This is a genomic window from Nocardia cerradoensis NBRC 101014 (assembly GCF_000308535.1).
In the GTDB taxonomy this organism is placed as follows: domain Bacteria; phylum Actinomycetota; class Actinomycetes; order Mycobacteriales; family Mycobacteriaceae; genus Nocardia; species Nocardia cerradoensis.
In genome coordinates this window covers 1-4,312 of sequence record NZ_BAFW01000035.1, presented here as the reverse complement: position 1 = coordinate 4,312, position 4,312 = coordinate 1, and the positions used below count along the sequence as shown (strand labels likewise).

Sequence of the window (4,312 nt, the reverse complement as noted above, 5' to 3'; positions counted from 1 at the left end):
CGGATGACGGGCGTCATCGATCTCGACGCGCTCGCCCAACCACTCATCGATCTGCTCACCAGCTTCGGCTCCGGTGTGCTGCCGGCCGGCGGCCCGGCCGACGCGCTGCGTCAGGTGTCCGCCCACCTCGACGGAATCCACCAGGCCGGCAGCGCGAGCATCAATCAGATGACCAACGCCTGGAGCGGTGGGGGTGGCGACGCCGCGATGGACAAGGCGCTCAAGGTGCAGACCTCGGCGGCCACGATGTCGGATCGCGGCAACGATATGGCCGATGTGGTGAGCCAGGCCGCCGCCACGGTGCAGACGGGCCAGAAGGAACTCGACGGAATCGTCCAGTCGTTCGTGCAGTCGGTGACGGCGCTGGGGCCCGCGCTGACGACTCCTCCGGGACTGATCACCGTGGTCAACTCGGCGATCGATCATTTCGGCCAGGCGCTGGGTGTGGTCGGCCGGGTGCGGTCGGAACTCGATACGCACACCACGTCGATGACCGAACTGACCCCGCCCCCGCCGACGCCGTCGATGTCGGGTACCCCGGTGGCCGCCGCCTCGGTCGCCGCGCCCGCGCTGAGCACCGGCGCGCAGACGGCCAGCTCACTGCTCGGCGGGCTGGTGTCGAGCGGCGGTTCGATGATGAGCAGCATGACCACACCGGCCTCGGCGGCGACGCAGTCGCGGTCGAGTTCGGGCGCGACGAAAACCCCCGGCGCTCAGCAGTCCGGCGCCGACAAACCCGGCCGCCACGGCGGCGTCATGATCACCCTGCCCGACGGCAGCCAGGTCGAGGCGCCCAATCAGAAGGCCGCCACCGCGGTCAAGGCGGCGATCAGCGCCTGCGGCACGCCGTACGTCTGGGGCGGCAACACCCCCGGGGCCGGACTCGACTGCAGCGGCCTGACCAAGTGGGCCTACGGCGAGGCCGGCGTCGACCTGCCCCGCCTCGCCTGCGATCAGAGCGCCGGCGCGACACCGGTGAGCCCGGGCGATGTCATGCCGGGCGATCTGGCCATCTGGGACGGTCACGTCGCGATGGTCGTCGGTAACGGACAGATGGTCGAGGCCGGTGATCCGGTGCAGATCGACTCGATTCGAACGGAGAACATGGGAATGGCGTTCCACGGGTTCTACAGGCCGACGTCATGAGCCGGCCGCAACAGCAGATCCCGAGCGTCACGGTCGCCGCCAGCACCAATCGCGCCGGCACCATCAGCGTGCGGGCCACCGATCAGGGCATTCCGGTGGAGATCAAATTCGAGCGGAGCGAATACCGTTACGGCGCACAGGCTTTGGCCGCAGAGATCCTGCGGCTGACCAAGCGGTCGGCGATCGTCGCCAAGGCCCGCCGGCGCGAACTGCTCGCCGAATCCGGCATGCCCACCGAGATCCTGGACAAGCTGGGCCTGCCCACCCGCCAGGAAGCCGTCGACGAACTCGACCGCATGGACGACGAGGACACCGGACCCACCAGCTGGATGCGGCCCGTATGACCGGAAAGGACGCACTGTGAGCGCGGAAATGGATGCCCTCGTCGCCGCGGCGACGAATAAACTCGAGGCCCTCGAGGCGGCGCTCTACAACCTCAAGAACGTGCGCGGCCGTTTCACCGCCGAGGACGGTTCGGTGAGCGTCGAGGTCGACAGCGACGGCGCCCTGGTGGGCCTGGATCTGTCCGAGGCCGTCACCTCGCATTCTCCGGCCGAAGTGGGCCAGTTGATCATCTGGGCATGCCAGCAAGCTGCGCAGAATGCGGGAGAGCAGCGCTCCGAGGTGGTCGCCACCCTGAATTCCGCCTTCACCGCACCCGAATCGGGAAACGTTGGGGGGCGGGCCGAATAGTGCCGAAGGCAACGGCTCGATAGGCTTCCGTTCATGGCTTCTGGAGACATCGTCCCGATCGAGCTCGGTCTCACCGACGGCGATCTGGTCACCCTGTGGGCACCGCGCTGGCGAGACGGTGACGACGAGTGGGAGGCATTCCTCGGTCACGAGGACGAGCTCTACGGATTCGACTCCCCCGCGGAGCTCGCCGCGTTCATCCGGACCAACGACGACAACGATCTGGTGGACCATCCGTCCTGGAAGGTCGTCGTCGGTTTGTCCGCCGCCGAGCTGGAGCCCCAGGAGGAGCACGTCTTCGATCTGGTCGGCGTCCCGGAGCTCGCGGCCGGTGAACCCGACCCGGAGACCATCGCCGAGCTGGAAGAGACCCTCGAGATGGTCCGCACCATCGGCGAGGTGTGCGAACTCGAGGTGGTCACCAAGTTCTTCGGCTCGCACCCCGTCCTCGGCGCACTGCCGGCGGGTGTGACCGCGTTCGTCGGCCGCGACGGCGAACAGCTGTGGGATCAGGTCGGCAACGCGATCGCCAAGGACTGGGATCAGGTCGTCGACGCCATCGATTCGGTAGTGGCCTCGCCCGAGGTCGATGCCGAGGCGCTGGCTGTGGCCGAGGCCGAACTGCTGGCCGCCGAGGAGAACGTCGTCGACGCCGAGGACGTCGCCGACACCGACGACGACGACATCGAACCGGTCGACCTCGACGAGGACGAGGACACCGACGAGGACGACGACGAGGACGAAGAGGAGACCTTCTGGCACGAGGTCGGCATCGACCCCGTCAAGATCGTCACCTCCGAGGGCGAATTCTTCACCCTGCGTTGCTATCTGGACGACGAGCCGGTGTTCCTCGGCAGCAACGGCACCATCACCGTCTTCCCCTCCGAACGCGCGCTGGCCCGGTACCTGGCCGACGATCACGACCACGATCTGGCGCGGGTCAGCACCTACGGTGAGGTCCGCACGGCGGCGGTCGACGGATCGCTCGAGGTCGAGGTCACCGAGGAGAACGTCTACGTGCTGCCGGGTCTGGCCGACGATCTGGGGCAGGGCCCCAAGTCGGTCGACATCGACCAGCTCGATCTGGCGGTCGAATTGTTCACCGACGCAGCCGATTACCTCGGCGACGATTCGGTGGAGCAGGCGCTGGCGAAGTCGACGCCGCTGGGCTGGTACGTCTCCTATCTGCTGGAGCCGGACCCGACCCGGCTGGCGCCGAGTCCGCCGTTCACCGCCGAGGCCGAGAGCTGGCGGGCCCTGGAGCAGGCCTTCGAGAACCGGCTGGAGAAGGGCTAGCCGGTTCCCGAGGCGCAGCGGTCATCCGAGGGGCGGCGCGGTCATCCGATCAGCACGGCGTAACCGGGCTTGATCACCTCGTCGATGATGCGCAGCCGGTCCGGGAACGGGATGAACGCCGACTTCATGGCGTTGATGGTGAACCGTTCCAGATCGCTCCAGCCGTAGCCGAATGTTTCGACCAGTTTGAGCATTTCGCGGCTCATGTCGGTATCGCTCATCAGCCGGTTGTCGGTGTTGACCGTGACCCGGAACCGCAACCGGGCCAGCAGGTCGAACGGATGCTTGTCCAGGGCCGGTACCGCACCGGTCTGCACATTCGACGAGGGGCACAGCTCGAGCGGAATCCGTTTGTCGCGCACATAATTGGCCACCAGCCCGAGGGTGGGTTCGGCGGTGTCGCTGTCGAAGATGTCGTCGGTGATCCGCACCCCGTGCCCGAGCCGATCGCAGCCGCAGAACGCCAGCGCCTCGTGGATCGACGGCAGTCCGAACGCTTCCCCGGCGTGAATGGTGAACTGCGCGCAATTGGCCCGCATGTATTCGAAGGCGTCCAGATGCCGCGAGGGCGGATAGCCCGCCTCGGCGCCGGCGATATCGAATCCGCCGACGCCGCGGTCCCGGAACCGTACCGTCAGTTCGGCGATCTCACGGGAGCGGGCGGCGTGACGCATGGCGGTGAGCAGGCAGGTCACCCGGATGGGAGTGCCGGCCTCGGCGGCCAGCCGCTCCCCCTCGCGGAACCCGGCCAGGGTGTGCTCGACGACCTCGTCGAGGGTGAGGTCGCGTTCGAGATGCTGTTCGGGCGCGAAGCGGACCTCGGCGTACACCACGCCGTCGGCGGCCAGATCCAGCGCGCATTCGCGGGCCACTCGCCGTAGTCCCTCCGGCGTCTGCATCACCGCCACCGTGTGGGCGAAGGTCTCGAGGTAGCGCTCGAGCGATCCGCTGTCGGCCGCTTCGCGGAACCAGTGCGCCAGCGCCTCCGCGTCGGTGGCGGGTAGCTGGTCGTATCCGCAATCCTCGGCCAGTTCGAGCACGGTCGCGGGACGCAGGCCACCGTCGAGATGGTCGTGCAGCACGGCCTTGGGGGCCTGGCGGATCGAGGCGAGAGTCAAAGGCATCGGTCCAGTCATGTAACGACGCTATCCGCATTCGCGGGCCCGCGCAGGCAACT

Annotated in this window: 5 protein-coding genes; 4 read left to right on the top strand and 1 reads right to left on the bottom strand. The window is 67.9% G+C overall.

The features are described from left to right. The 4 genes from ON23_RS05230 to ON23_RS05215 all read left to right on the top strand — a co-directional run. Positions 1-1,146, top strand: a 1,146-nt coding sequence (locus ON23_RS05230) for an NlpC/P60 family protein (protein WP_306307103.1), incomplete at its 5' end; no start/stop codon positions are given. Next, complete coding sequence (locus tag ON23_RS05225; RefSeq protein ID WP_039776721.1) at positions 1,143-1,490, top strand: hypothetical protein; 348 nt, start codon at positions 1,143-1,145, stop codon at positions 1,488-1,490. The genes ON23_RS05230 and ON23_RS05225, both read left to right, overlap by 4 nt. A gap of 16 nt (positions 1,491-1,506) precedes the next feature. After that, on the top strand, positions 1,507-1,839 hold the full coding sequence (locus ON23_RS05220; protein ID WP_030513580.1) for a YbaB/EbfC family nucleoid-associated protein: 333 nt from the start codon (positions 1,507-1,509) through the stop codon (positions 1,837-1,839). A 33-nt stretch (positions 1,840-1,872) separates the two neighbouring features. Further along, entirely contained in the window at positions 1,873-3,135 is a 1,263-nt protein-coding gene (locus ON23_RS05215) for a SatS C-terminal domain-containing protein (protein WP_039776720.1), read from the top strand. 41 nt (positions 3,136-3,176) lie between these two features. On the opposite strand, the gene ON23_RS05210 is transcribed toward ON23_RS05215, so the two are convergent. Continuing rightward, positions 3,177-4,271 carry an adenosine deaminase gene (locus ON23_RS05210; protein ID WP_039776719.1) on the bottom strand — a complete coding sequence of 365 codons (1,095 nt, stop codon included), beginning with the start codon at positions 4,269-4,271 and terminating at the stop codon, positions 3,177-3,179. Between the last annotated feature and the right edge of the window lie 41 nt (positions 4,272-4,312).

Bases quoted from the DNA above. Each gene is read 5' to 3' on its own strand.
- ON23_RS05225 (WP_039776721.1), top strand. From the start codon at position 1,143: ATGAGCCGGCCGCAACAGCAGATCCCGAGCGTCACGGTCGCCGCCAGC.
- ON23_RS05215 (WP_039776720.1), top strand. From the start codon at position 1,873: ATGGCTTCTGGAGACATCGTCCCGATCGAGCTCGGTCTCACCGACGGC.
- ON23_RS05210 (WP_039776719.1), bottom strand. From the start codon at position 4,271: ATGACTGGACCGATGCCTTTGACTCTCGCCTCGATCCGCCAGGCCCCC.